Origin of the sequence: Pseudomonas sp. UBA6753, assembly GCF_002453565.1 — a bacterium.
In the GTDB taxonomy this organism is placed as follows: Bacteria; Pseudomonadota; Gammaproteobacteria; order Pseudomonadales; family Pseudomonadaceae; genus Aquipseudomonas; species Aquipseudomonas putida_Z.
In genome coordinates, this window is sequence record NZ_DKHD01000002.1 from 221,664 (window position 1) to 244,602 (window position 22,939).

General features: G+C 62.3%; 21 protein-coding genes and 1 pseudogene. 8 read left to right on the plus strand and 14 right to left on the minus strand.

From position 1 onward, the window contains the following. Nucleotides 1-55 precede the first annotated feature (55 nt). Nucleotides 56-397 carry an osmotically-inducible lipoprotein OsmE gene (gene osmE / locus B2790_RS01255; protein ID WP_015271980.1) on the plus strand — a complete coding sequence of 114 codons (342 nt, stop codon included), beginning with the start codon at nt 56-58 and terminating at the stop codon, nt 395-397. Nucleotides 398-445: 48 nt separating this feature from the next. Next, entirely contained in the window at nt 446-976 is a 531-nt protein-coding gene (locus tag B2790_RS01260) for a ferritin-like domain-containing protein (RefSeq protein WP_025340810.1), read from the plus strand. A 129-nt stretch (nt 977-1,105) separates the two neighbouring features. On the opposite strand, the gene B2790_RS01265 is transcribed toward B2790_RS01260, so the two are convergent. Next, nucleotides 1,106-3,172, minus strand: a complete 2,067-nt coding sequence (locus tag B2790_RS01265) for an AsmA family protein (protein WP_286918084.1) — start codon at nt 3,170-3,172, stop codon at nt 1,106-1,108. Nucleotides 3,173-3,513: 341 nt separating this feature from the next. Between B2790_RS01265 and B2790_RS01270 the strand changes: the two are divergent. The 3 genes and pseudogenes from B2790_RS01270 to B2790_RS01280 all read left to right on the plus strand — a co-directional run. Further along, nucleotides 3,514-3,774 (plus strand): annotated as a pseudogene (locus tag B2790_RS01270) (hypothetical protein); the annotation flags it as partial. 134 nt (nt 3,775-3,908) lie between these two features. Then, nucleotides 3,909-4,541, plus strand: a complete 633-nt coding sequence (fabR, locus tag B2790_RS01275; protein ID WP_015271984.1) for an HTH-type transcriptional repressor FabR — start codon at nt 3,909-3,911, stop codon at nt 4,539-4,541. 175 nt (nt 4,542-4,716) lie between these two features. After that, nucleotides 4,717-5,814: an AGE family epimerase/isomerase gene (locus B2790_RS01280; protein ID WP_286918086.1), complete on the plus strand. Its 1,098-nt coding sequence runs from the start codon at nt 4,717-4,719 to the stop codon at nt 5,812-5,814. A 112-nt stretch (nt 5,815-5,926) separates the two neighbouring features. Here B2790_RS01280 and B2790_RS01285 read toward each other — a convergent pair whose 3' ends face one another. The 6 genes from B2790_RS01285 to B2790_RS01310 form a co-directional block, all read right to left on the minus strand. After that, complete coding sequence (locus tag B2790_RS01285) at nt 5,927-6,694, minus strand: SDR family oxidoreductase (protein WP_085663549.1); 768 nt, start codon at nt 6,692-6,694, stop codon at nt 5,927-5,929. Between the two features lie 695 nt (nt 6,695-7,389). Then, the gene (locus B2790_RS01290; RefSeq protein WP_015271986.1) at nt 7,390-8,106 is read right to left on the minus strand and encodes an ABC transporter ATP-binding protein; all 717 of its coding nucleotides are present in this window, start codon (nt 8,104-8,106) and stop codon (nt 7,390-7,392) included. After that, nucleotides 8,103-8,978 (minus strand): ATP-binding cassette domain-containing protein, encoded by an 876-nt coding sequence (locus tag B2790_RS01295; RefSeq protein WP_025340815.1) that lies wholly within the window; start codon nt 8,976-8,978, stop codon nt 8,103-8,105. The genes B2790_RS01290 and B2790_RS01295 overlap by 4 nt, the downstream gene beginning before the upstream one ends. Then, entirely contained in the window at nt 8,975-10,276 is a 1,302-nt protein-coding gene (gene livM / locus B2790_RS01300; RefSeq protein WP_025340816.1) for a high-affinity branched-chain amino acid ABC transporter permease LivM, read from the minus strand. The genes B2790_RS01295 and livM overlap by 4 nt, the downstream gene beginning before the upstream one ends. Nucleotides 10,277-10,278: 2 nt before the next feature. After that, the gene (locus tag B2790_RS01305; RefSeq protein WP_013974411.1) at nt 10,279-11,193 is read right to left on the minus strand and encodes an ABC transporter permease subunit; all 915 of its coding nucleotides are present in this window, start codon (nt 11,191-11,193) and stop codon (nt 10,279-10,281) included. A gap of 157 nt (nt 11,194-11,350) precedes the next feature. Continuing rightward, complete coding sequence (locus tag B2790_RS01310; protein WP_015271988.1) at nt 11,351-12,487, minus strand: branched-chain amino acid ABC transporter substrate-binding protein; 1,137 nt, start codon at nt 12,485-12,487, stop codon at nt 11,351-11,353. 524 nt (nt 12,488-13,011) lie between these two features. Here B2790_RS01310 and pncB point away from each other — a divergent pair. Together pncB and nadE are read left to right on the plus strand one after the other, a co-directional pair. Continuing rightward, nucleotides 13,012-14,217: a nicotinate phosphoribosyltransferase gene (pncB, locus tag B2790_RS01315; protein ID WP_025340817.1), complete on the plus strand. Its 1,206-nt coding sequence runs from the start codon at nt 13,012-13,014 to the stop codon at nt 14,215-14,217. A gap of 3 nt (nt 14,218-14,220) precedes the next feature. After that, on the plus strand, nt 14,221-15,048 hold the full coding sequence (nadE, locus tag B2790_RS01320; protein ID WP_286918087.1) for an ammonia-dependent NAD(+) synthetase: 828 nt from the start codon (nt 14,221-14,223) through the stop codon (nt 15,046-15,048). A gap of 141 nt (nt 15,049-15,189) precedes the next feature. On the opposite strand, the gene azu is transcribed toward nadE, so the two are convergent. Continuing rightward, on the minus strand, nt 15,190-15,639 hold the full coding sequence (gene azu, locus B2790_RS01325; protein WP_015271990.1) for an azurin: 450 nt from the start codon (nt 15,637-15,639) through the stop codon (nt 15,190-15,192). A gap of 349 nt (nt 15,640-15,988) precedes the next feature. Here azu and B2790_RS01330 point away from each other — a divergent pair, with 349 nt between their 5' ends. Continuing rightward, on the plus strand, nt 15,989-16,576 hold the full coding sequence (locus B2790_RS01330) for a TIGR00730 family Rossman fold protein (protein ID WP_025340819.1): 588 nt from the start codon (nt 15,989-15,991) through the stop codon (nt 16,574-16,576). Nucleotides 16,577-16,711: 135 nt separating this feature from the next. Here B2790_RS01330 and B2790_RS01335 read toward each other — a convergent pair whose 3' ends face one another. The 6 genes from B2790_RS01335 to rpsF form a co-directional block, all read right to left on the minus strand. After that, nucleotides 16,712-19,012: a YgiQ family radical SAM protein gene (locus tag B2790_RS01335; RefSeq protein ID WP_286918088.1), complete on the minus strand. Its 2,301-nt coding sequence runs from the start codon at nt 19,010-19,012 to the stop codon at nt 16,712-16,714. Between the two features lie 202 nt (nt 19,013-19,214). After that, a complete protein-coding gene (gene dnaB, locus B2790_RS01340; protein ID WP_015271992.1) occupies nt 19,215-20,612 on the minus strand; it encodes a replicative DNA helicase in 1,398 nt (465 codons plus the stop codon). 113 nt (nt 20,613-20,725) lie between these two features. Continuing rightward, nucleotides 20,726-21,172, minus strand: coding sequence for a 50S ribosomal protein L9 (rplI, locus tag B2790_RS01345; RefSeq protein ID WP_003249568.1), 447 nt, complete (start codon nt 21,170-21,172; stop codon nt 20,726-20,728). A 20-nt stretch (nt 21,173-21,192) separates the two neighbouring features. Then, nucleotides 21,193-22,056: a hypothetical protein gene (locus tag B2790_RS01350; protein WP_286918089.1), complete on the minus strand. Its 864-nt coding sequence runs from the start codon at nt 22,054-22,056 to the stop codon at nt 21,193-21,195. A gap of 33 nt (nt 22,057-22,089) precedes the next feature. After that, nucleotides 22,090-22,320, minus strand: coding sequence for a 30S ribosomal protein S18 (gene rpsR, locus B2790_RS01355; protein WP_003249563.1), 231 nt, complete (start codon nt 22,318-22,320; stop codon nt 22,090-22,092). Nucleotides 22,321-22,348: 28 nt separating this feature from the next. After that, a complete protein-coding gene (gene rpsF / locus B2790_RS01360) occupies nt 22,349-22,774 on the minus strand; it encodes a 30S ribosomal protein S6 (protein WP_013974420.1) in 426 nt (141 codons plus the stop codon). Between the last annotated feature and the right edge of the window lie 165 nt (nt 22,775-22,939).

A 22,939-nucleotide genomic window follows, 5' to 3' on the forward strand; every position in this document is an offset into this window, starting at 1 on the left:
TCCCGGCGCGCGCTGCGGTTCCAAACCACACATACCCTTTGCAAGGAGCGGGACCATGTACAAGCAGACCCTGGCAATCCTTCTGGCAAGCGCCACCCTCGCCGCCTGCGGCAGCCGCCCGGAAAACCCGGTGGACTACGTCACCTACCGCGACGAGCCGCTGGTCAAGCAGGTGGAAAAAGGCATGACCATGCAGAAAGTCATCGCCATCGGCGGCAGCCCGTCCAACGTGATCGACCTCCCCCATGGCGGCACCTGCAACGACTACATCCTCAACCACGATGGCCACCAGCAGCCCTACTACGTGCGCTTCGACGCCACCGGCCATGTCGACGCCAAGGGCTTCAAGACTTGCAAACAACGCGAAGAAGACAGCGACGCCGTCCACGGCGCCTAAGCCTTCCAGGCCATATCCATGACCACCCTGACGTTCCAGGAGATGAACATGAATGCGACTGAACTGACCGATGTGCAAACCCTGCGCGAACGTGCCCGCCAGCATGTGGAGCAAGGTGCGGTGACCGAGGGTTACGATGCTGATCGCCAACAGATCCTGCGCCTGCTCAATGATTCACTGGCCACCGAACTGGTCTGCGTGCTGCGCTACAAGCGTCACTACTTCATGGCCAGCGGCATCAAGGCCAGCGTGGCTGCCGATGAATTCCTCGAGCATGCCAACCAGGAAGCCGAGCACGCCGACAAGCTTGCCGAACGGATCGTGCAGTTAGGTGGAGAGCCGGATTTCAACCCGGACAACCTGAGCAAGCGGTCTCATGCCCAATATGTGGCGGGCACTTCATTGAAGGAGATGGTGCTGGAAGACCTGGTGGCGGAGCGGATCGCCATCGATAGCTATCGCGAGATCATTCGGTACATTGGGGATAAAGATCCGACTACGCGGCGGATTTTTGAAGACATCCTCGCGCAGGAAGAAGAGCACGCGGACGATATGTCCGACCTGTTGCAAGGCTTGTGATTCTTGGGGGCGCTTTGCGCCCCTTTCGCGACACAAGGCCGCTCCCACAGGTATTTCACAAGTCTTTAGGGCTGTGAAATACCTGTGGGAGCGGCCTTGTGTCGCGATGGGCCGCGAAGCGGCCCCCTGCTATTTCCGCTCTTTCACCACCGCCGGCGCCTTGCCCGCCTTCATCTGCTGCAACAGCGGCGTGCACTGGTTGGGATCATCCCCGCTGCTAGGCGCAATCAGCGCCAGCAACCCCGCCGCCGGCCCGGCAACCACACCCAACGCCACCATCCCCGCCCCGCGCAACGCCAGCGGCACCGCCTGCACCCCGGCACTGGGCTTGGCGAACGGCCCGCGCACATACAGCGGCGAGCGCAGCGAGAACAGCCGCAGCCCTTTCGATTCAGGGGTAATTTTCAGGTCCAACTGCTCCGTGGCGAAATTGGCCGTGCCGTTGATGTAGATGATCGCGTTCTCGGTATCGAAGATGAACAGGCGCGTGGTCGCCAGGCCATCCTTGATGCCCACATCGGCGGCCGCGCAGTTGATCTTCACATCCTCATCGCCAAACAGCTTGCCGACCACATAGTTGCCCACGTTCAACCCGGCAATCTCCATCAGGCTGCGGCTGATGGCACCATCGTTGATCAACATGCGCAGGTCGCCATTGGCCGTGCCCAGCAAGGCGGCCACCGAGTTGCCCCGGCCACTGATATCGGCATCGCCATTCAACTCACCGAAGCTGGTCTGCATCGGCGCAAAGGAGGGGAACAACTGCTTGAGCTTGAAGCCGCGCGCCGTCAGCCGGGCACGCCCCTGCAACGGTACGTTGCGGCCATCCAGGCGGATTCTGGAAGCCAGGTTGCCGCCAGCCACGCCAAAACGCAGGGGCTCCAGGCGCAGCAGGCCGTCCTCCAGTATCACGTGGGCCGACAGGTCGTTGAACGGCAGTTGCGCGCTGTGCACGATGCGCTTGCCGGCGAAGGTGACGTCGGCGTCCATCGTGCGCCAGCGCTCGGTGCGGAACTCTTCCACCGGCAGCACCTTACCCGCCGGCTGCTTGCTGGCACCCCCGCGGGCCTTCTGCTCGGCGTTGGAGTCGGCGCCGATCAGCGGCGCCAGGTCCTTGAATAGCAACTGGTTGGACACCAGGTTGCCAGACAGCTTGGGCCGTGGCTGGCTGGCAACGAAGGCCAGGTCGCCGTGGATATCGCTGTCACCGATCTTGCCGTTGAAGCCCTGGTAGTTGAAGGTCGCCCCTTGCACCGCGTGCAGGTTGGCGCTGAGGTGGCCGTCGGTGGAATAGGCCGGGGTGTCGGGCAAGGTTACGCCGGTCAACGGGTAGAGGTTGCCCAGGCTGGCCCCGGACAGGCGCAGGCGCAGGTCGAGGGCGCCGAGGTTGCGCGGGTCGGTCAGGGTGCCGGCGAGCACCACATGGGTGTCGGCGATGTGCACGTCAGCCTGCAGCGGGAACGGCTGGCTGGCGTCCTGCAGGGCCAGCAGGCCGCCGATCTTGCCGGTGCCGGACACTGGCTGGCCTTTGTAGCGGCCCTGGGCCTTGAGCCCGAAGGCGTAGTCCTGCGCGGCACCGGCCTTCTCGGCGCTGGCCTTGCCGACGATGTCGCTGAACGGGACAGGCTTGCCCAGCGGGTCGATCTGCACCTTCATGCTGGTTTTCAGGGTTTGGTCATCGAAGCTGACATTGCCCTGGTCGAAGCCGATGGCGCCAATGTCCAGCTGCCATTTGGAAGGCTCTGCGTTTTCATCCTTGGGGCCGAAGTCGAAGATCCAGTTGGCGCGGCCATCGGCCAGGCGGGTGAGGCTGGCTGTGGGCTTGGTCAGGTCGATGCGCGGGATGCTGATCTGCTGGAACAGCAGCGGCAACGGCGCCAGGCGGAACGCCACGCGCTCCAGGCCGACCATCTTCGGTTCCTTGAGCCACTCGGGGTTGCCCAGGGTCAGGTCTTCGGCAATGAAGTGCGGCCAGGGCACCCAGGCACGCCAGCCCCCCTCTTCTGGTTCGGTGCGCCAGTCCACGGCAAGGTTGCCATTGATCGCGAAGGGTCGCTGCAGGGCCTCGGAGACTTTCTCGTTGAGCAGGGGCTTGACGCGGTTCCAGTCGAAGGTGGCGATCACCACCACCAGGATCGCCAGCAGGGTCAGCAGGCTGGTGAAGGTCCAGAGGAGGATTCTGGCGGGACGCGTCATTGCGTGATTCTCCTTGCGGTATGGCACAGAACAGGTGCAGCGGTGGCACTCAATATCTCGGACTGATGAAAACCCGTGGGGTTTTATCGATGGCGCCATGATAGCGAAGTTTTTCCTGGCCTTTTGCTCAGCAATTCGTCGCGCCAGGCTATACGTGTTACCCGTAATCTTCGCTATCAAATTGCCACCCTGCAGCCTGGAAAGTGCTGTCTAGAGCATCTTGCAACCTCTATCAATACGGTCGATTGTTACCATTACCCGTATGAACTTCTCTCTGGCGTTACCCGGCGTAGCATTGGCTCCGTACCCACTTTCCAGCCCCCGAGAGGAGCACCGAAATCATGAAACGCCATCTGCTGACCCTGACCCTGTCCATCCTGGCCGCCAACGCTTTTGCCCTGCCAGCCGACGAGCAACACCTGACCGCCGAATCGCGCTCCAGCGCTGCCGAAATCGCCCAGCCGCTGAAAACCGTTGCCGAAGGTGGTGCTGATCGCCTGATCGAACGTAGTGGCCGTGTTGCCGAAGGTGGCTCCGATCGCCTAATCGAACGTAGTGGCCGCGTTGCCGAAGGTGGCTCCGATCGCCTGGTTGAACTCAGCCGTGTGAGCTGATCACCATGGCCGAAAAGAACAACCTCTGTCACAACGCTTGCTCCCCTCCAGGCCCGGTCCATTGACCGGGCTTTGTTTTTTTAACTAGAGTGCCCAGCCTTACCGCCACAGAAGCCCGCACCATGCTGCCGCGCGCCGAACAGAAGCTACAGACCCGCCAGGCCCTGCTCGATGCCGCCTGCCAGCTCATGGAGAGTGGCCGTGGTTTCGGCAGTATCAGCCTGCGCGAAGTGGCGAAGACGGCCGGCATCGTACCCACCGGCTTCTACCGGCATTTTTCCGACATGGACGCCCTGGGCCTGGCCCTGGTTGCCGAGGTCGACACTACCTTCCGCCAGACCATCCGCCTGGTGCGCCAGAACGAATTCGAACTGGGCGGCATCACCGACGCCTCGGTGCGCATCTTCCTCGACGTGGTCGCCGCCCACCGTGCGCAGTTCCTGTTCCTCGCCCGTGAGCAGTACGGCGGTTCGCAGGCCGTACGCCAGGCCATCGCCCGCCTGCGCCAGGACATCAGCGACGACCTGGCCACCGACCTGGCGCGGATGAAGCGCTGGCAGCACCTGGACAGCGCCGCGCTGGCGGTGATGGCCGACCTGGTGGTGAAAACCGTGTTCGCCACCCTGCCAGAGCTTATCGACAGCCCCGAAGCGGGTTATCCACAGGCGTTGACGCCGCAGGAAAAGATCACCCAGCAGTTGCGCTTCATCTTCGTGGGGGCGCGGCATTGGCAGGGGTTGGGCAACCCGGGCTGATCGGTAGCCTGTACTGGCCTCTTCGCGGGCATGCCCGCTCCCACAGGTACCCCGCATTGCTCGAACCTTGTGGTGATCCTGTGGGAGCGGGCGTGCCCGCGAAGAGGCCGGCACAGGCTACCCACAACCCAGTTCTGCTACCATGGCGCCCTGCCCGACAGCGACGAGCGCCGAAATGTCCGACCCCCGCCCCACCCTGCCCGAACTGGCCCGCTTCAACCAGCACTTCGCCGAACGCATCGTGCCGTTGTGGCAAGGCCCGGGCTGGAACGCCGACATGGCCCTACCCTACGAGGCACTGGACGCCCAGCACCAGCCATTGCCGGTGCAGCGCTACCGGGCCATGGCCTGCGCGCGTCAGCTGTACCTGTTCAGCAGCCGCATCGGGCAACCGGGCGCAGCCGAGCGTGCGGCCGCCTTGTTCCGCTCGCTGCAGAAGCACTTCCACGACGCCGAACACGGCGGCTGGTTCTACAGCATCGACGCCCAGGGCAAACCGCTGGACCGGCGCAAGGACCTCTACACCCACGCGTTCATCGTCTTCGCCTGTGCACATTACTGGGGCAAGGTGCGTGAAAACCTGGTGGAGTCCACGCTGAACGCCGCGCTGGACATCATCGACCAGCAGTTCGCCCGCGACGATGGCCTGTACGAAGCCAGCCTCGCTGAAGACTGGGCCGACCTTGGCAGCGGCCCTCTGCAGAACCCGCAGATGCACCTGGCCGAAGCCTTCCTGCAGGTGCTGGCGGTGCGTGACGACGAGCATGCCCGGCAGTCGTTGCTGCACCTGTGCGAGGCGCTGCAGGAACACTTCATCGACCCCGCCCACGGCCTGATGCTGGAAAAGCCACGCGGCACTGTGGATAACTGGTTCGAGCCGGGGCACCAGTTCGAGTGGTTCTATCTGCTGCATACCTCGCCACTGCTGCGAGATACGCCGCTGCATGCGTCCATCGACCGGGCTTTCGGCTACGCCGAGCAATACGGGGTGAAGGACACCGCGGTACTGGCGATGCTGGATGTGGATGGCCAGGTGCTCGACGCCACCCAGCGGATCTGGGCACAGGCGGAATACCTGCGGGCGCTGGTGTTGCGGGCGGGGGGCGAGAGCAAGCTTGCCGGGCAGTTACAAGCCCTGGAAACGCGGTTCCTGCGTGAGGCCGGCTGGTATGAGTGCCGGGATAGGCAAGGCAGTGTCAGCCGGCATGATATGCCTTCAACTACGCCCTATCATTTGGCGACCTGCCTGGAAGGATTGCAGCGCCTGAGCTGACGCCATCGCCGGCAAGCCAGCTCCCACAGGTACAGTGCGGCCTTGAGAAATGCGCGATCCTGTGGGAGCTGGCTTGCCGGCGATGGGCCGCATAGCGGCCCCGCTCTTCTGATCAGCCCTTGGTGGAGCGGTCGATCGAGAAGCCTGCCCAGTCCTGGCTCACCGGCATCAGCTCGAGGCTGTTGATATTGATATGCGCCGGCTGGTTGAGGATCCAGAAGATGGTTTCGGCAATGTCCTGCGGCTGGATCGGCTCGGCACCGGCGTAGGTGGCGTCGTATTTGGCCTGGTCACCGCCAAAGCGCACCAGCGAGAACTCGCTCTCGCACAGGCCCGGCTCGATGTTGCTCACGCGCACGCCCGTACCCCGCAGGTCGCAGCGCAGGCTCAACGAGAACTGGCCGACGAAGGCCTTGGTGCCGCCGTACACGTTGCTGCCCGGGTACGGGTAGTTGCCCGCCACCGAACCTACGTTGAGGATCGACGCCCCACGGCCATGGGCGATCAGCCGTGGCAGCAGCAGGCGGGTGGTGTACATCAGGCCCTTGATGTTGGTATCGACCATGGTTTCCCAGTCGTCCAGGCTGCAGTTCTGCGCCGCGTCCACACCCAGCGCCAGGCCTGCGTTGTTGACCAGGCCGCGCAGTTTGTCGAAGCCGGCCGGCAGGCTGGCGATGGCCTGCTCCATGGCCTTGCGGTCACGCACGTCGAGCACCAGGCCGTGTACTTCGGTCTTGGCCGACAGTTCGGCGCACAGGGCGTCCAGGCGCTCCTTGCGGCGGCCAGTGAGCACCAGCTTCCAGCCGGCTTCGGCGAAGCGGCGGGCAGTGGCCTCGCCGAAACCGGAAGTCGCGCCAGTGATGAATACGGTGGACGTCATGCTCTGTTCCTCACGGTGGATTGTCATCGGCAGGCTTGCAGCATGCCCGCGCCAGGCGCTTGCAGCAACCCGCCCGGGGCACTGTTCATTTTTTGATCATATGCGGCAAACCCTTGCAGCAGAGGGCTCGGCACCAGCTATGCGCATGTTATCCACAAGGCTTTCCCCACGGATTGGGGGCAACTTGTCCATGGTGCGGAACCCTTTCAGCGACTTGTGGTCGGTGGATATCTTTTCGGTGATGGCGCAAGGCTTTCAAGCATGCCGCCTGCAGCGGTCTGTCCAAGGTTTTTTCACAGGGTTATCCACAGGCTTTGCGCAAGCCTTGGAATGAATGCAGGGCTTTGAAAAACCTGGGAAAATCATCCACAAGGCGCCTGTGATCAAAAAATGATCATGAAGCTGCAGGCCTTGTTATCAAAGGGCTTGAGCGAGATGCCACCATGTTTTCCACAGGCGGTTCCACATTATCCGTGGAAAAGAACGGGCCTGTGGAAACAAGGGCTTGAGATGGGCTGGCGATGCATGAACGGAGAGGCGTGGTAGAAGTTGTCCACATCCAGAATGGGGCTGCTTTGCAGCCCATCGCCGGCAAGCCAGCTCCCACAGGGACCACACAGACCCTGAGGGCAGCGCAGTACCTGTGGGAGCTGGCTTGCCGGCGAAAGGGCCGCAAAGCGGCCCCCGCATGCAACTCAATGCCCGCCGAGATAGGCGTTACGCACTTCCTCGTTGACCAACAGCTCCTGCCCCGTGCCGCTCATGCGAATCTGCCCGTTGACCATCACATAAGCCCGGTCCGACAGTTTCAGCGCATGGTTGGCGTTCTGCTCCACCAGGAAGATGGTCATCCCGGTCTTGGCCAGCTCACGCAAGGTCGAGAAGATCTGCTTGACCACGATCGGCGCCAGCCCCAGCGATGGCTCATCCAGCAGCAGCAACTTTGGCCGGCTCATCAGCGCGCGGGCAATGGCCAGCATCTGCTGCTCGCCACCGGACATGGTCATGGCCCTCTGGTTACGCCGCTCTTTCAGGCGCGGGAACAGCTCGTACATGCGCTGCATGTCTTCGTCGGCATGCTTGTCACCGATGGGGATGGTACCCATCATCAGGTTCTCCTCGACGGTCATGTCGGGGAACACCCGGCGCCCTTCCGGCGACTGGGCGATGCCGTTGGAAGCGATGTAGTGCGACGACTTGCGAGTGATGTCGGTGCCGCGGTACACGATATGCCCCGACGCCGCCCGCGGCTGGCCGAAGATCGACATCAGCAGGGTCGACTTGCCGGCACCGTTGGCGCCGATCAGGCTGACCGTCTCGCCCTCGTTGATGTGCATCGAGACCTTTTTCAGCGCCTGGATCGGGCCGTAGAACACGTCCAGGTCCTTCAGTTCGAGAATGGGTGCACTCATACCAGTTCCTCTTCATCGGCACCCAGGTAGGCGGCGATCACCGTCGGGTTGTGGCGGATATCCTGCGGCGCGCCTTCGGCAATCACGTTGCCGTGGTCGAGCACCACGATATGGTCGGAAATGCTCATGACCATGCCCATGTCGTGTTCGATCAGCACCACGGTGATGTCGTGCTCGTCGCGCAGCACGCGGATCATGCGGCTGAGAGCTTCGGTTTCCTGTGGGTTCAGGCCAGCCGCCGGTTCGTCCAGGCAGATGATCTTCGGCCGCGTGCACATGGCCCGGGCGATTTCCAGACGGCGTTGCTGGCCGTACGACAACTCGCCAGCCAGGCGGTTGGCGCAATCGACCAGGTCGACCACCTCCAGCCAGTAGAACGCGTGGTCCAGTGCGTCACTCTCGGCCTTGCGGTAGGCCTTGGTGTTGAGCACCCCGGCCAGCAGGTTGCGGTTGACCCACATGTGCTGGGCCACCAGCAGGTTCTCCACCACCGACATTTCCTTGAACAGGCGAATGTTCTGGAAGGTGCGTGCCAGGCCGGCGCGGTTGACCAGGTGAGTACCGCCGAACATCTTGTAGTACATGCGGTTGGCAAAGCGCGCCGGCGAGACGAAGTCCGCCACCTGGAAGCGCTCGCCGAGCAGCTGGATGACATTGGTGTGGCTGCCGCGCACGTTCAGCTCGATGCGCCCGCCACTGGCCTTGTAGAACCCGGTCAGGCAGTTGAAAACGGTGGTCTTGCCCGCACCGTTGGGGCCGATCAGGGCGAAGATCTGGTTGCGCCGGACCTTCAGGCTGACATCGCTGAGCGCCTTGATGCCACCGAACTGCATCATCAGGTTGTCGACCGAGAGAATGATATCGTCGCTCATGGCGCCACTCCTTTACGCGGGGTCACACCGGTACGGCTGATGCGGATCAGCCCACGCGGTCGCCAGATCATCATCAGCACCATCAGCACACCGAACAGCAGCACGCGGTATTCGGAGAAGCTGCGCAGCAGCTCGGGCGCCACGGTCAGCACGAAGGCCGCGATCACCACGCCCACGGTCGAGCCCATGCCACCGAGCACGACGATGGCGAGGATCAGCGCCGACTCGAAGAAGGTGAACGACGACGGGTTGACGAAGCCCTGATAGGTGGCAAAGAACACCCCGGCCAGGCCAGCGGTGGAAGCGCCCAGGGTAAACGCCGAGAGCTTGACCAGCACGTGGTTCAGGCCCATCGAGCGGCAGGCGATCTCGTCTTCGCGTAGCGCTTCCCAGGCACGGCCGACCGGCATGCGGGTCAGGCGATGCTTGATGTAGAGCACTGCAAGCACGACGATGAACAGCACCGCGTAGATGAACACGAACTTGAGGTTGGCGTTGTAATCGAAGCCGAAGAACTCGTGGATCGGTACCCCACCGTCCTTGGCCCTACGGCCGAACTCCAGGCCGAAGAAGGTCGGCGCCGGTGCCGGCATGCCGTTGGGGCCGCCGGTGAACGACAACCAGTTGTTCAGCACCAGGCGGATGATCTCGCCGAAGCCCAGGGTCACGATCGCCAGGTAGTCGCCGTGCATCCGCAACACCGGGAAACCGAGTATGCACCCCGCCAGTGCCGCTGCGATGGCCGCCAGTGGCAGCACGCTCCAGAAGCCCAGGCCAAGGTACTGGTAACCCAGCGCCAGGCCGTACGCGCCGATGGCATAGAACGCCACGTAGCCCAGGTCGAGCAGGCCGGCCAGGCCGACCACGATGTTCAGCCCCAGGCCCAGCAGCACGTAGATCAGGCCGAGGATGACCACGGTCAGCAGGTACTTGTTGGCGAAGATCGGGAAGACGATGGCAATCACCACCAGCGCAGGGATGATATAGCGCAGCCGCGATACGTAGTCCGGCGCGCGCACATGCACGCCCGAGCCACCGCTTTCGAAGCCCTGGAGCATGCGCGAGCCGGCGGCTGTCTGCAGGTACAGGCTGAGCAGGAAGCGCCCCAGCATCACCCCGCCGACCAGCCAGGCCACACGCCGCGGCTCGGCATTGAAGGTGTAGCCGTCGAGCACCACGCCGACCACAGGGCCAAACACGATAAGTGCCAGCAGGCCGGCGACGATGGTCTCCAGCAGGCTGCGTTTGATGTCGAAACTTCTGGTTTCAGTAACGGAGGCAGTTTTGGCAATGGACATGTTCACACCTTAGCCACGAGCGGGCGACCCAGCAGGCCTTGTGGGCGGAAGATAAGGATCATCACCAGCAGCGAGAAGCTGAACACGTCCTTGTAGTCGGAGTTGATCAGGCCAGAGAACAGCGACTCGGAAATACCCAGGATGATCCCGCCGAGCATGGCGCCAGGCAGCGAGCCGATACCGCCGAGCACCGCGGCGGTGAACGCCTTGATGCCGATGATGAAGCCGGCGTAGAAGTCGAAGGTGCCGTAGTTCATGGTGATCAGCACGCCGGCCAGGGCGGCCATCACCGCACCGATGACGAACACGTAGGAGATCACCCGATCGGTGTTGATGCCCAGGATCGAGGCCATCTTGCGGTCTTGCTGGGTGGCACGGCACATGCGGCCGAGCTTGGTGTACTTGATCACGTAGGTGAGCAGGCCCATGCCAACGAAGGCAGCCACCAGGATGAAGATCTTGGTGTAGGTCAGTTGCACGAAGCCGGTGCCCACTTCGACACGCCAGGCACCTTCCAGCAAGGTTGGCACGCCTTGCTGGCGGGCGCCCTGGCTGATCTGCGCGTAGTTCTGCAGGATCAGCGAGATGCCGATGGCACTGATCAGCGGTGCCAGGCGGGTGGAGTTGCGCAGGGGTTTGTAGGCGATGCGTTCGATGGTGAAGCCGTACACACCGGTGACGACGATGGTGAACAACAGGGTGCCCAGCATCAACAGGGGGAACGACTCGATACCGAAATAAGCCAGCAATGCCAGGCTGATCGCCGCGAGGTACGCGGAAATCATATACACCTCGCCGTGCGCGAAGTTGATCATGCCGATGATGCCATAGACCATTGTGTAGCCGATGGCGATCAGGCCATAGACCGACCCGAGGGTCAGGCCGTTGACCAGTTGCTGCAGGAAAATACCATCCATAACGCAATCTCACCTGATTGAGATTGCACGAGCGCCGACCACGGCGGGCCTGGGACAAGGCGGCCCTCGCAGCGCAGTACTGTGCAGATCTACGGATAAAGACAGGTACCGCGGGGCTTTGGCCCGGGGGCTGACGCGCCCGGGCCGTGGGCCGTTGTTATTTTTGTTTTTCCAGCTGGTGGTACTTGCCTTGGGCATCCCACTGGTAGACCACATAGTCGGACACGGTCAGGTCACCCTTCGAGTCCCACTTTTTCTCGCCCATGACGGTCTGCACCGGGTTGGCCTTGAGCCACTTGGCAGCGTCTTCGCCCTTGTTCGACTTGGCGCCGTTGAACGCGGCAGCCAGGGCCTGCAGCGAGGCGTAGGCGTACAGGGTGTAGCCTTCAGGTTCGGTACCGGCCTTGCGGAACTCCTCCACCACCGCCTTGCTGTCCGGCAGCAGGCGCGGGTCGGCGCCGAAGGTCATGTACACGCCATCGACGTACTGCGCGCCGCCGGCGGTGGACACCAGTTCGTCGGTGACGATGCCGTCATCGGACATGAACTTGACGTCCTTCAGGCCCTGCTCGCGCAGCTGGCGTACCAGCGGGCCGGCTTCCGGGTGCAGGCCGCCGAAGTAGACCACGTCGGCACCGGTGGAACGGATCTTGGTGACGACGGCGCTGAAGTCCTTCTCGCCGCGGGTCAGGCCTTCGTACAGCACCGGCTTGACGCCGCGTTTCTCCAGCTGTGCCTTGGTCGCGTCGGCCAGGCCCTGGCCGTAGGTGTCCTTGTCGTGCAGCACCGCGACTTTCTTGCCCTTGAGCACGTCGACGATGTAATCGCCGGCGACGATGCCCTGCTGGTCGTCACGGCCGCACATGCGGAACATGGCGCCCAGGCCGCGCTCGGTAACCTGTGGGTTGGTGGAGCCAGGGGTGATGGCGATGACGCCAGCCTCGTCATACACCTCGGAGGCCGGGATGGTGTTGGAGGAACAGAAGTGGCCGACCACGCCGATCACCTTGTCCTGGTCGACCAGACGGTTGGCCACGGCCACGGCCTGCTTAGGCTCGCAGGCGTCATCGCCCTTGACCAGCACGATTTTCTCGCCGTTCACGCCACCGGCGGCGTTGATCTTGTCGGCCGCTGCCTGCGCACCTTTCATGTACTGCTCGCCAAACGCTGCGTTAGCCCCGGTCATCGGGCCCGCTACACCGATCTTGACGTCGGCCTGAACATACGAAGAAACACCCAGTGCCGTAGCTACGGCCAGAGCCAGGAAACCTTTCTTGTAAAACGTCTGCGACATGAGGTGGTGCTCCTAGAGTTTTTTTTGGTTGGCACTACAACTTCTCAGCCCTGTGCTCTGAGCAAGGGCCGTGCCATAGGTTTTGTCTTCCGGGAAAACACACTGTGCAGGTTGCCGGCAGGCGACCGACGGCCTTTTCTTTATTGAGCGTGCAACCGTCTGCCACGCGGCAGGCGCCACCACACGTACAGACAAGGAGCAACCATCGGGTGCCATCATTGCAACCCTGGCAAGTGTTTACGTGCAACCGCCCTGTAACAGCGGACGTCACCGAACTGCACACAGCTGGTGCGCGACTGCTACAGGCGGCACCGTTTCAAGGCTAGCTGGTGCACGAAAAAACACGCGGTTTTGGCAGATCCGGCCTCTTCGCGGGCTCGCCCGCTCCCACAGGTATTGCACCGTTTCTGAGCTCGGAGGTGTTCCTGTGGGAGCAGGCAAGCCCGCGAAGAGGCCGGAACAGCCACACGAGGCGCAAAAGGCTGGCACAATGTCCGCCATTCGCCGCTTCCGGAGCCCCATTGATGAGCGAGAGCGCATTCGCCGAGCGCATCGTGCACAACCTGCTCGACACCGACTTCTACAAACTCACCATGATGCAGGGCGTGCTGCACAACTACCCGGACGCCGACGTCGAGTGGGAATTCCGCTGCCGCAACGGCGAGGACCTGCGCCCCTACCTCGGCGAGATCCGCAACCAGCTCGAACTGCTCAGCGACCTCACCCTGGATGACGGCCAGCTGGCCTTCCTCGAACGTATCAGCTTCCTCAAGCCTGACTTCCTGCGCTTTCTGCGCCTGTTCCGCTTCAACCTGCGCTACGTACGCCTGGGGATAGAAAACGACCAGCTGTTCCTGCGCCTGAAAGGCCCGTGGCTGCATGTGATCCTGTTCGAAGTGCCGCTGCTGGCGATCATCAGCGAAGTGCGCAACCGCCACCTGCACCCGCGCATGCGCCTGGCCGAGGCCCGCGACCAGCTGTACCGCAAGTTCGACTGGCTGCGCGCACATGCCAGCGACGATGAACTGGCCGAACTGCAGGTGGCCGACTTCGGCACCCGTCGGCGCTTTTCCAGCCGTGTGCAGGAAGAAGTGGTGCGTGTGCTGCGCGACGATTTCCCGGGCCGCTTCGTCGGCACCAGCAACGTCGACCTGGCATGGAAACTGGATATCAAGCCGCTGGGCACCATGGCCCATGAATGGATCATGGCCCACCAGCAACTCGGCCCGCGACTGATCGACAGCCAGATCGCCGCGCTGGACTGCTGGGTGCGCGAGTACCGCGGCCTGCTCGGTATCGCCCTGACCGATTGCATCACCATGGATGCCTTCCTCGGCGATTTCGACCTGTACTTCGCCAAGCTGTTCGACGGCCTGCGCCACGACTCGGGCGAACCGGTGGCCTGGGCGGAAAAGGCCATTGCCCATTACCAGAAACTGGGTATCGACCCGATGACCAAGACCCTGGTGTTTTCCGACGGTCTCAACCTGACCCGCTCGCTGGAAATCTTCCGTGCCCTGCGTGGTCGCATCAACGTCAGCTTTGGCATCGGCACCAACCTGACCTGTGATATCCCGGGCGTGGCCCCGATGAGCATCGTGCTTAAAATGACCGACTGCAACGGCGCGCCGGTGGCGAAGATCTCGGACGAAGCCGCCAAGACCCAATGCCGCGACGAGAACTTCGTCGCCTACATGCGCCATGTATTCAAAGTCCCCAGCAAGGAGTAACCCATGCAAGCGGTTCAGCAAGAGATTGCCCAGGCGCTGAAGGTACAGCCGCCATTCGCCGACGCCGCCGCGCTCGAGGCCGAAGTGGCCCGGCGCGTGGCGTTCATCAAGGATTGCCTGGCCAACGCCCGGCTCAAGACCCTGGTGCTGGGCATCAGCGGCGGCGTCGACTCGCTGACCGCCGCCCTGCTCGCCCAGCGCGCCATCAACGAGCTGCGCGCCGAAACCGGCGACAAGGCCTACACCTTCATCGCCGTGCGCCTGCCTTACCAGGTCCAGCATGACGAGCATGACGCCCAGGCGTGCCTGGAAGTGATCAAGGCCGACGAAGTGCACACCGTGGATATCGCCCCGGCAGTACGGGCGCTTGCGGCTGAAGTGGTGGAGTTGAAGAACGGCTCGCCGACGCTGGTGGACTTCGTGGTCGGCAACGTCAAGGCGCGTACCCGCATGGTCGCCCAGTACACCATCGCCGGTGCCCGCGCGGGCCTGGTGATCGGCACCGACCACGCCGCCGAGGCGGTGATGGGGTTCTTTACCAAGTTTGGTGATGGCGCCTGCGACCTGGCGCCGCTGAGCGGGCTGGTGAAGAACCAGGTGCGGGCGATTGCGCGCAGCTTCGGTGCGCCGGAGTCACTGGTGGAAAAGGTGCCGACTGCGGACCTGGAAGACCTGGCGCCGGGCAAGCCGGACGAAGCCTCCCATGGCGTGACCTACCAGCAGATCGATGCCTTCCTGCATGGGCAGCCGGTTGACCAGGAAGCGTTCAACATTATCGTCGCCACCTACCGCAAGACCCAGCACAAGCGCGAACTGCCGTTCGCCCCTTGATAAGGTTATAGACGGACCTGTGGGAGCGGGTTCATCGGGACGCCGAACCGCCGCGAATGCAATGGTGAACCCACCGACGTATTCGCGGCGGTTCGGCGCCCCGATGAACCCGCTCCCACAGGATTCACCGTCAGCCTTTGATTACTTGACGACGACCTTGCCCTTCATCATCGAGATGTGGCCCGGGAAGGTGCAGAAGAAGCTGTAGTCGCCACCGGCTTCCAGCTTGGTAGCGTCGAACTTCACCTCGGTCTCCTTCTCAGGAGCACCAATCATCTTGGTGTGGGCGATGATCGCGGCGTTGTCAGCTTTGATGTAGTCCTTTTCCAGACCCTGGCTCATGCCTTCGGTGGCAATGCCCTGCATGTCGGCAGTCTTGCTGATCACCAGGTTATGGCCCATGACGTTCTTCGGCAGGTTACCGGAGTGGGTCAGTTTGACGGTGAATTCCTTGCAGCTCTTGTCGACGGTGATTTCCTTGGTGTTGTAGGACATCTGGTCGGTGGAGTCGACAGTCACCGAGCACTCGGCTGCGAAGACAGAAGCGCTGGCGAGGGTCAGCAGGGATACCGCTACAGCTTTCGCAAACATCATGAATCTCCTTGGCAGGGTTTTATCAATTGCGAGACTGCCTGAAACCGTTCAGCCCCTTGCTGATATGGGTCAAGGGGCTGTCAAGAGGCCAGCCAGTAGAATTGTTCAATGGATTGTATACAACCAATCTAAGGGCACATCATGCCCTTTTATTGGACGATGGGACAACCTCTCATTTAGGAGCAATACGAAATGACCCTTGGTAGCCTGATGAACAGCCTGCTGGCGGCCTACGCCCATGGAGCGACCGGCGCCATCTGCGAATTCTCCCGACCGGAGTGAAACCAGCCTTGGAACTGTAGGACATGGGCCTTACCCTGTCAGCCTGAGTGACTGGAGATGAGCAATGCCCGTACGTTCCGTTTGTGTGTTCTGCGGCGCCAGCATTGGTGCCAACCCTGCCTACCGTGAAGCAGCTATCGCGCTGGGCCAGGCGATTGCCCGTCGCGGCCTGACCCTGGTCTATGGCGGTGGCGCGGTCGGCCTGATGGGCACCGTCGCCGACGCGGCCATGGCGGCCGGTGGCGAAGTGATCGGGATCATCCCCCAGAGCCTGATGAATGCCGAAATCGGCCACAAGGGCCTCAGCCGCCTGGAAGTGGTCGACGGCATGCACGCGCGCAAGGCACGCATGGCCGAGCTGAGCGATGCCTTCATCGCCCTGCCCGGTGGGCTGGGTACGCTGGAGGAGTTGTTCGAGGTATGGACCTGGGGCCAATTGGGCTATCACGCCAAGCCGCTGGGGCTGCTGGATGTGAACGGCTTCTACGAGAAGCTGGGCGGATTCCTCGACCATATCGTCGAAGAAGGCTTCGTGCGGCCGCAGCATCGGGCGATGTTGCTGCTGGGGCAGCAGCCTGATGAGCTGCTGGACGGGATGGACAGCTTTGTTGCGCCGGTGGCGCCGAAGTGGGTCGACAAGAAGCCCGACTAAACCTGTAACAGGGGCTGCTTTGCAGCCCAATCGCCGGCAAGCCGGCTCCCACAAGTACAGTGCAAGCCTTGGGCTTTGTGCAATTCCTGTGGGAGCTGGCTTGCCGGCGATTGGGCCGCAAAGCGGCCCCCGATATCAGCGCGGGATCACTGGCTGACGCGGCTTCTTGTTGCCTTTGCCACCCTTGGCCGCTTCCTTGCGCTCCTTGGCCGCCTGCTGGTTACGCGCAAACGCTTCGGCCTTGGCTTTTTCACGCTTGTCCCACGGCTTGCTGCCATCACTGCCACGCGGCGGCAGGCCGGTGTGCTGGGTGAGAACCTTCTGCTCCTTGCCCACCTTGTGGCTACCCGCAGGGGTCGAATTCTTGCGGCGTGCACTCTGGTAGGTATCGGTCTGCGGCTGGTGCAGCGGGATCAGCTGGTGTTTGCCCGGCCCGATCAGGTCGGCGCGGCCCATGCGCTGCAACGCCTCACGCAGTATCGGCCAGCCCTTCGGGTCGTGGTAACGCAAGAACGCCTTGTGCAGGCGGCGCTGCTCCTCGCTCTTGACGATCTCCACACCTTCGCTCTTGTAGGTCACCTTGCGCAGCGGGTTCTTGCCCGAGTGGTACATGGCCGTGGCCGAAGCCATCGGCGACGGGTAGAACGCCTGCACCTGGTCGGCACGGAAGCCGTTGCCCTTCAGCCAAAGGGCCAGGTTCATCATGTCTTCGTCGGTGGTGCCTGGGTGCGCGGCGATGAAGTACGGGATCAGGTACTGCTCCTTGCCCGCCTCTTTCGAGAACTTCTCGAACATGCGCTTGAAGCGGTCATATGTGCCGATGCCCGGCTTCATCATCTTGTCCAGCGGGCCACGCTCGGTGTGCTCCGGGGCAATCTTCAGGTAACCGCCGACATGGTGGGTGACCAGTTCCTTGACGTACTCCGGCGACTCCACCGCCAGGTCATAACGCAGGCCAGAGGCAATCAGGATCTTCTTCACACCCGGCAGGGCACGAGCCTTGCGGTACAGCTCGATCAGCGAGCTGTGGTCGGTGTTGAGGTTTTCGCAGATGCCCGGGAATACGCACGACGGCTTGCGGCAGTGCTTCTCGATGTCATGGCTCTTGCAAGCGATGCGGTACATGTTGGCAGTCGGGCCGCCAAGGTCGGAGACCACGCCGGTGAAGCCCGGCACCTTGTCACGCATCTCTTCGATTTCGTGCAGGATCGACTCGTGCGAGCGGTTCTGGATGATGCGGCCTTCGTGCTCGGTGATCGAGCAGAAGGTGCAGCCACCGAAGCAGCCACGCATGATGTTCACCGAGAAACGGATCATCTCGTAGGCCGGGATGCGCTCCTTGCCGTAGGCCGGGTGCGGCACACGGGCATAGGGCATGCCGAACACGTAGTCCATTTCCTCGGTGCTCATGGGGATGGGTGGCGGGTTGAACCACACATCCACTTCGCCATGCTTCTGCACCAGGGCGCGGGCGTTGCCCGGGTTGGTCTCCAGGTGCAGCACCCGGTTGGCATGGGCATAGAGTACCGGGTCGTTACGCACCTTCTCGAACGACGGCAGGCGGATCACCGACTTTTCCCGGGTCATGCTCGGGCTGTCGAGAATCTGCACGACCTTGGCTTCGTTCGGGTCCTCCTGGTCGCCCTTGGCCTGCTCGATGGCACAGGCCTGGGTGTCCTGGGTATTCACGTACGGGTTGATGATCTTGTCGACGCGGCCCGGGCGGTCGATGCGGGTCGAATCGATCTCGTACCAGCCCTGAGGCGTGTCACGACGCACGAAAGCAGTGCCGCGCACATCGGTGATGGTCTCGATCTTCTCGCCGTTGGACAGGCGCTGGGCCACCTCGACCACCGCGCGCTCGGCGTTGCCGAACAGCAGTATGTCGGCGCTGGCGTCGATCAGGATCGAGTGGCGGACCTTGTCCTGCCAGTAGTCGTAGTGGGCGATGCGGCGCAGCGAGGCCTCGATGCCGCCGAGCACGATCGGCACATGCTTGTAGGCTTCCTTGCAGCGCTGGCTGTACACCAGGCTGGCGCGGTCCGGACGGCTGCCGGCCAGGCCACCAGGGGTGTAGGCGTCGTCGGAACGGATCTTCTTGTCCGCTGTGTAGCGGTTGATCATCGAGTCCATGTTGCCCGCGGCCACGCCGAAGAACAGGTTCGGCTCGCCGAGCTTCATGAAGTCGTCTTTCGACTGCCAGTTCGGCTGGGCGATGATGCCCACGCGGAAGCCTTGGGCCTCCAGCAGGCGGCCGATGATGGCCATGCCGAACGACGGGTGGTCGACGTAGGCATCACCGGTCACGATGATGATGTCGCAGGAATCCCAGCCGAGCAGATCCATCTCCTCCCTGCTCATCGGCAGGAAAGGTGCTGGCCCGAAGCATTCGGCCCAGTACTTGGGATAGTCGTAGAGTGGTTTGGCTGCTTGCATGTCAGTGACCGGTTCTGGTGTGCAGGGAAATCGCGGGCGCGGAATATAGCACAAATTTTGACCAAATCCGACGATGGTTGTCGGATTCATGGGTTGCCTGTACCGGCCTCATCGCCGACAAGCCAGCTCCCACAGGAGATCACTGCCTTGAGGCCGGTGGAGCCCCTGTGGGAGCTGGCTTGCCGGCGATGAGGCCGGTCGCTTATTCGTCGTCGTCGAAGTTGTACATGCCCGGCGCAAGGTTCTCGAAGCGGGTGTACTTGCCGATGAACGCCAGGCGCACGAAGCCGATTGGGCCGTTACGCTGTTTACCGATGATGATTTCCGCCACGCCCTTGTGCTCGGTCTCGGGGTGGTACACCTCGTCGCGGTACACGAACATGATCACGTCGGCGTCCTGCTCGATCGCACCAGATTCACGCAAGTCGGAGTTCACCGGGCGTTTGTTCGGGCGCTGTTCCAGGGAGCGGTTCAGCTGCGACAGGGCGATGACCGGGCAGTTGAATTCCTTGGCCAAAGCCTTGAGCGAGCGGGAGATCTCGGAAATTTCGTTGGTCCGGTTGTCGCCGGCCGAACCCGGGATCTGCATCAGCTGCAGGTAGTCGACCATGATCATGGCGATTTCGCCATGCTCACGGGCCAGGCGGCGGGTACGGGCGCGCATTTCCGAGGGGCTGATGCCGGCGGTATCGTCGATGAACAGCTTGCGGTCGTTGAGCAGGTTCACCGCCGAGGTCAGGCGCGGCCAGTCGTCGTCGTCCAGTTGGCCGGAACGCACCTTGGTCTGGTCGATACGGCCCAGGGACGAAAGCATACGCATGATCAGCGATTCACCTGGCATCTCGAGGGAGAACACCAGCACCGCCTTGTCGGTACGCAGTACGGCGTTTTCCACCAGGTTCATGGCGAAGGTGGTCTTACCCATCGACGGTCGGCCGGCGACGATGATCAGGTCGGCTGGCTGCAGGCCGCTGGTCTTCTCGTCGAGGTCAGTAAAGCCGGTGGACACGCCGGTGATGTCACTGTCGGAGTTGAACAGCGTGTCGATGCGGTCGATGGCCATGGTCAACAGTTCGTTGACCCCCACCGGGCCGCCGGTTTTCGGGCGGGCCTCGGCGATCTGGAAGATCTGCCGCTCGGCGTCGTCGAGAATCTCTTCGGCGTTGCGCCCTTGCGGGTTGAACGCGTTGTCGGCGATATCGGTACTGATACTGATCAGCTGGCGCAGGGTGGCGCGCTCGCGAATGATCGCGGCGTAGGCCTTGATGTTGGCTACCGACGGGGTGTTCTTGGCCAGCTCGGCCAGGTACGCCAACCCACCGACTTGCGAAGAAAGGCCTTCCTTGTCCAACTGCTCGTGCAGGGTCACCACGTCGAATGGCTGGTTGGCGTCGGCCAACTTGTGCACGGCACGGAAGATCAGGCGGTGGTCATGCCGGTAGAAGTCGCCATCCGATACCTGGTCCAGCACCCGCTCCCAGGCATTGTTGTCCAGCATCAGGCCACCGAGCACGGCCTGTTCGGCCTCGATGGAATGCGGCGGCACCTTCAGGGCTGCGGTTTGCAGGTCTAGCTGTTCGGAGGTGGTGATCTCGTTCATGGCCACGAAAGAATTCTGGAGGATGAAAAAGACAAAGGGCACGGCCTGTCGAAAACAGGACCGTGCCCGATGTTAACCGCCTGACCCACAAGGAGCCAGCCAGTCAGCGCAGCTTAGGCAGCTACGACGACCACGCGTACGGTGGCTTCAACGTCGCTGTGCAGGTGCACGGCTACGTCGTATTCGCCAACCTGACGGATGGTGCCGTTCGGCAGACGAACTTCAGCCTTGGCCACTTCAACGCCGGAGGCGGTCAGGGCGTCAGCGATGTCGTGGGTGCCGATCGAACCGAACAGCTTGCCTTCGTCGCCAGCGGTGGCAGTGATGGTCACTTCCAGCTCGGCCAGTTGGGCAGCGCGGCTTTCAGCCGAAGCTTTCTTGTCAGCAGCTGCTTTTTCCAGCTCGGCGCGACGCTCTTCGAACGCAGCCAGGTTGGCGGCGTTGGCAACGGTGGCCTTGCCGAATGGCAGCAGGAAGTTACGGCCGTAACCAGCCTTAACTTTTACTTTGTCGCCCAGGTTGCCCAGGTTAGCGACTTTTTCCAGCAGGATCAGTTCCATTTGGTAAAACCTCTTAACTTTTAACCTTCACCGTTCGCGGAGTCATTCCCCTTGGGGGACTTGCGACCGCGAAAATCAATCAGGCTGTCGACAATGGCCAAAACCACCAGCAACGGATAAATCAGCTGCATGATCAGCGGCAACGTCACGTACATGCCCACCAGCCAGAAACCGGCCAGTCGCCCCTGCGCCACCAGCCCGTGCATCAAGGCGATGCCGGCCAGCACCAGTACCAGGCTCGAGGCCGATGCCAGGACGATGAACTGCGGCCCGATGAACGGGGCCACCACCATCACTGCCACCAAGACCGCCATGGTCTGTTTCGGCAACTTCAGGGCGCGAAACTCGCGACCGAAGCCTCCAGGGTTGTACAACGCTGCCTGCCAGTAGCGCGCCAGCACCAGGGCCAGCACACTGAACAATTGCACCGTCACTGCTGTGGAAGCGACCAGCACAGGGCGGATCAGCTCACCGGAGAGCACCGGTTGCCCCTCGATTTTCGGCATGGCTTCGGCAAACGCCTTGGCCAGCACATCGAAGGTTTGCGCCAGCGCCAGATCGAGCACGAGGCTGAAAGCCACGGCGAACACGGCACTGACCAGCAACACCCGGCTCCAGGGATGCTCGGCGCGCAACAGCGCAGCCAGGCCCAGGGCACCCGCGATCACCAGAAAGGTGATGGGATCGCCCATGACCCACACGGCCAGCCCGGCCAGCAGGCCGCCGGCGATGACCGTTGTAGCATCCTTGAACCCACGCCGCAGCAGCACAAGGCTGCCGGCAGCGGCACTCAACCAGAACAGCAGCGGCAGTACCGCGCTGATGACCACCACCAGGGTGGCCTGCACACGACCGCGCATGATGAAACTTGCTAACGTTCGCATGCTAATCCCTTACTGCTTGTCGACGACCCGGTCTCAGCGGCCGTGGCTGTCGGTGTAGGGCAGCAGGGCCAGGAAGCGGGCGCGCTTGATAGCGGTAGCCAGCTGACGCTGATAACGAGCTTTGGTACCGGTGATACGGCTTGGAACGATCTTGCCGGTTTCGGATACGTAAGCTTTCAGGGTGTTGAGATCTTTGAAGTCGATCTCTTTCACGTCTTCAGCAGTGAAGCGGCAGAATTTACGACGACGGAAGAAACGTGCCATTTAATAGGCTCCTCTAAAGGTCCGTGGATTACTCGTCAGCGTTATCGCTGGAGTCGCTGTCATTGCTGTCGTCGCCGTCGGCGGATTCAGCATGCTCAGGACGCTCACGACGCTCACGGCGCTCGCTGCGGTTTTCTTCAGCCTTCAGCATCTCGGACTGGCCGGTAACGGCTTCGTCGCGACGGATGACCAGGTTACGGATAACGGCATCGTTGTAGCGGAAGTTGTCTTCCAGCTCGGCCAGGGCCTTGCCGGTGCACTCAACGTTCAGCATCACGTAGTGAGCCTTGTGAACATTGTTGATTGCGTAGGCCAGTTGACGACGGCCCCAGTCTTCCAGGCGGTGGATCTTGCCACCATCTTCTTCGATCAGCTTGGTGTAACGCTCAACCATGCCGCCGACTTGCTCGCTCTGGTCCGGGTGAACCAGGAAGATGATTTCGTAATGACGCATGAATGCTCCTTACGGGTTAGTAGTCTGCCAGCGAATCTGGTCAGACAAGGAGTGAATGACACTGTATGTCTTGCACGGAGGGGAGGCACATGTGCGCCTGCCAGCTCGGCAAGGGGCGCAATTGTAGAGAAGGCGAGGCGTACAAGCAAGGTGATTGGTGAATAT

Excerpts from the sequence above, each read along its gene's own strand:
- osmE (WP_015271980.1), top strand. The coding sequence starts at position 56 with ATGTACAAGCAGACCCTGGCAATCCTTCTGGCAAGCGCCACCCTCGCC.
- B2790_RS01260 (WP_025340810.1), top strand. The coding sequence starts at position 446 with ATGAATGCGACTGAACTGACCGATGTGCAAACCCTGCGCGAACGTGCC.
- B2790_RS01265 (WP_286918084.1), bottom strand. The coding sequence starts at position 3,172 with ATGACGCGTCCCGCCAGAATCCTCCTCTGGACCTTCACCAGCCTGCTG.
- fabR (WP_015271984.1), top strand. The coding sequence starts at position 3,909 with ATGCTGCCGCGCGCCGAACAGAAGCTACAGACCCGCCAGGCCCTGCTC.
- B2790_RS01280 (WP_286918086.1), top strand. The coding sequence starts at position 4,717 with ATGTCCGACCCCCGCCCCACCCTGCCCGAACTGGCCCGCTTCAACCAG.
- B2790_RS01285 (WP_085663549.1), bottom strand. The coding sequence starts at position 6,694 with ATGACGTCCACCGTATTCATCACTGGCGCGACTTCCGGTTTCGGCGAG.
- B2790_RS01290 (WP_015271986.1), bottom strand. The coding sequence starts at position 8,106 with ATGAGTGCACCCATTCTCGAACTGAAGGACCTGGACGTGTTCTACGGC.
- B2790_RS01295 (WP_025340815.1), bottom strand. The coding sequence starts at position 8,978 with ATGAGCGACGATATCATTCTCTCGGTCGACAACCTGATGATGCAGTTC.
- livM (WP_025340816.1), bottom strand. The coding sequence starts at position 10,276 with ATGTCCATTGCCAAAACTGCCTCCGTTACTGAAACCAGAAGTTTCGAC.
- B2790_RS01305 (WP_013974411.1), bottom strand. The coding sequence starts at position 11,193 with ATGGATGGTATTTTCCTGCAGCAACTGGTCAACGGCCTGACCCTCGGG.
- B2790_RS01310 (WP_015271988.1), bottom strand. The coding sequence starts at position 12,487 with ATGTCGCAGACGTTTTACAAGAAAGGTTTCCTGGCTCTGGCCGTAGCT.
- pncB (WP_025340817.1), top strand. The coding sequence starts at position 13,012 with ATGAGCGAGAGCGCATTCGCCGAGCGCATCGTGCACAACCTGCTCGAC.
- nadE (WP_286918087.1), top strand. The coding sequence starts at position 14,221 with ATGCAAGCGGTTCAGCAAGAGATTGCCCAGGCGCTGAAGGTACAGCCG.
- azu (WP_015271990.1), bottom strand. The coding sequence starts at position 15,639 with ATGTTTGCGAAAGCTGTAGCGGTATCCCTGCTGACCCTCGCCAGCGCT.
- B2790_RS01330 (WP_025340819.1), top strand. The coding sequence starts at position 15,989 with ATGCCCGTACGTTCCGTTTGTGTGTTCTGCGGCGCCAGCATTGGTGCC.
- B2790_RS01335 (WP_286918088.1), bottom strand. The coding sequence starts at position 19,012 with ATGCAAGCAGCCAAACCACTCTACGACTATCCCAAGTACTGGGCCGAA.
- dnaB (WP_015271992.1), bottom strand. The coding sequence starts at position 20,612 with ATGAACGAGATCACCACCTCCGAACAGCTAGACCTGCAAACCGCAGCC.
- rplI (WP_003249568.1), bottom strand. The coding sequence starts at position 21,172 with ATGGAACTGATCCTGCTGGAAAAAGTCGCTAACCTGGGCAACCTGGGC.
- B2790_RS01350 (WP_286918089.1), bottom strand. The coding sequence starts at position 22,056 with ATGCGAACGTTAGCAAGTTTCATCATGCGCGGTCGTGTGCAGGCCACC.
- rpsR (WP_003249563.1), bottom strand. The coding sequence starts at position 22,320 with ATGGCACGTTTCTTCCGTCGTCGTAAATTCTGCCGCTTCACTGCTGAA.
- rpsF (WP_013974420.1), bottom strand. The coding sequence starts at position 22,774 with ATGCGTCATTACGAAATCATCTTCCTGGTTCACCCGGACCAGAGCGAG.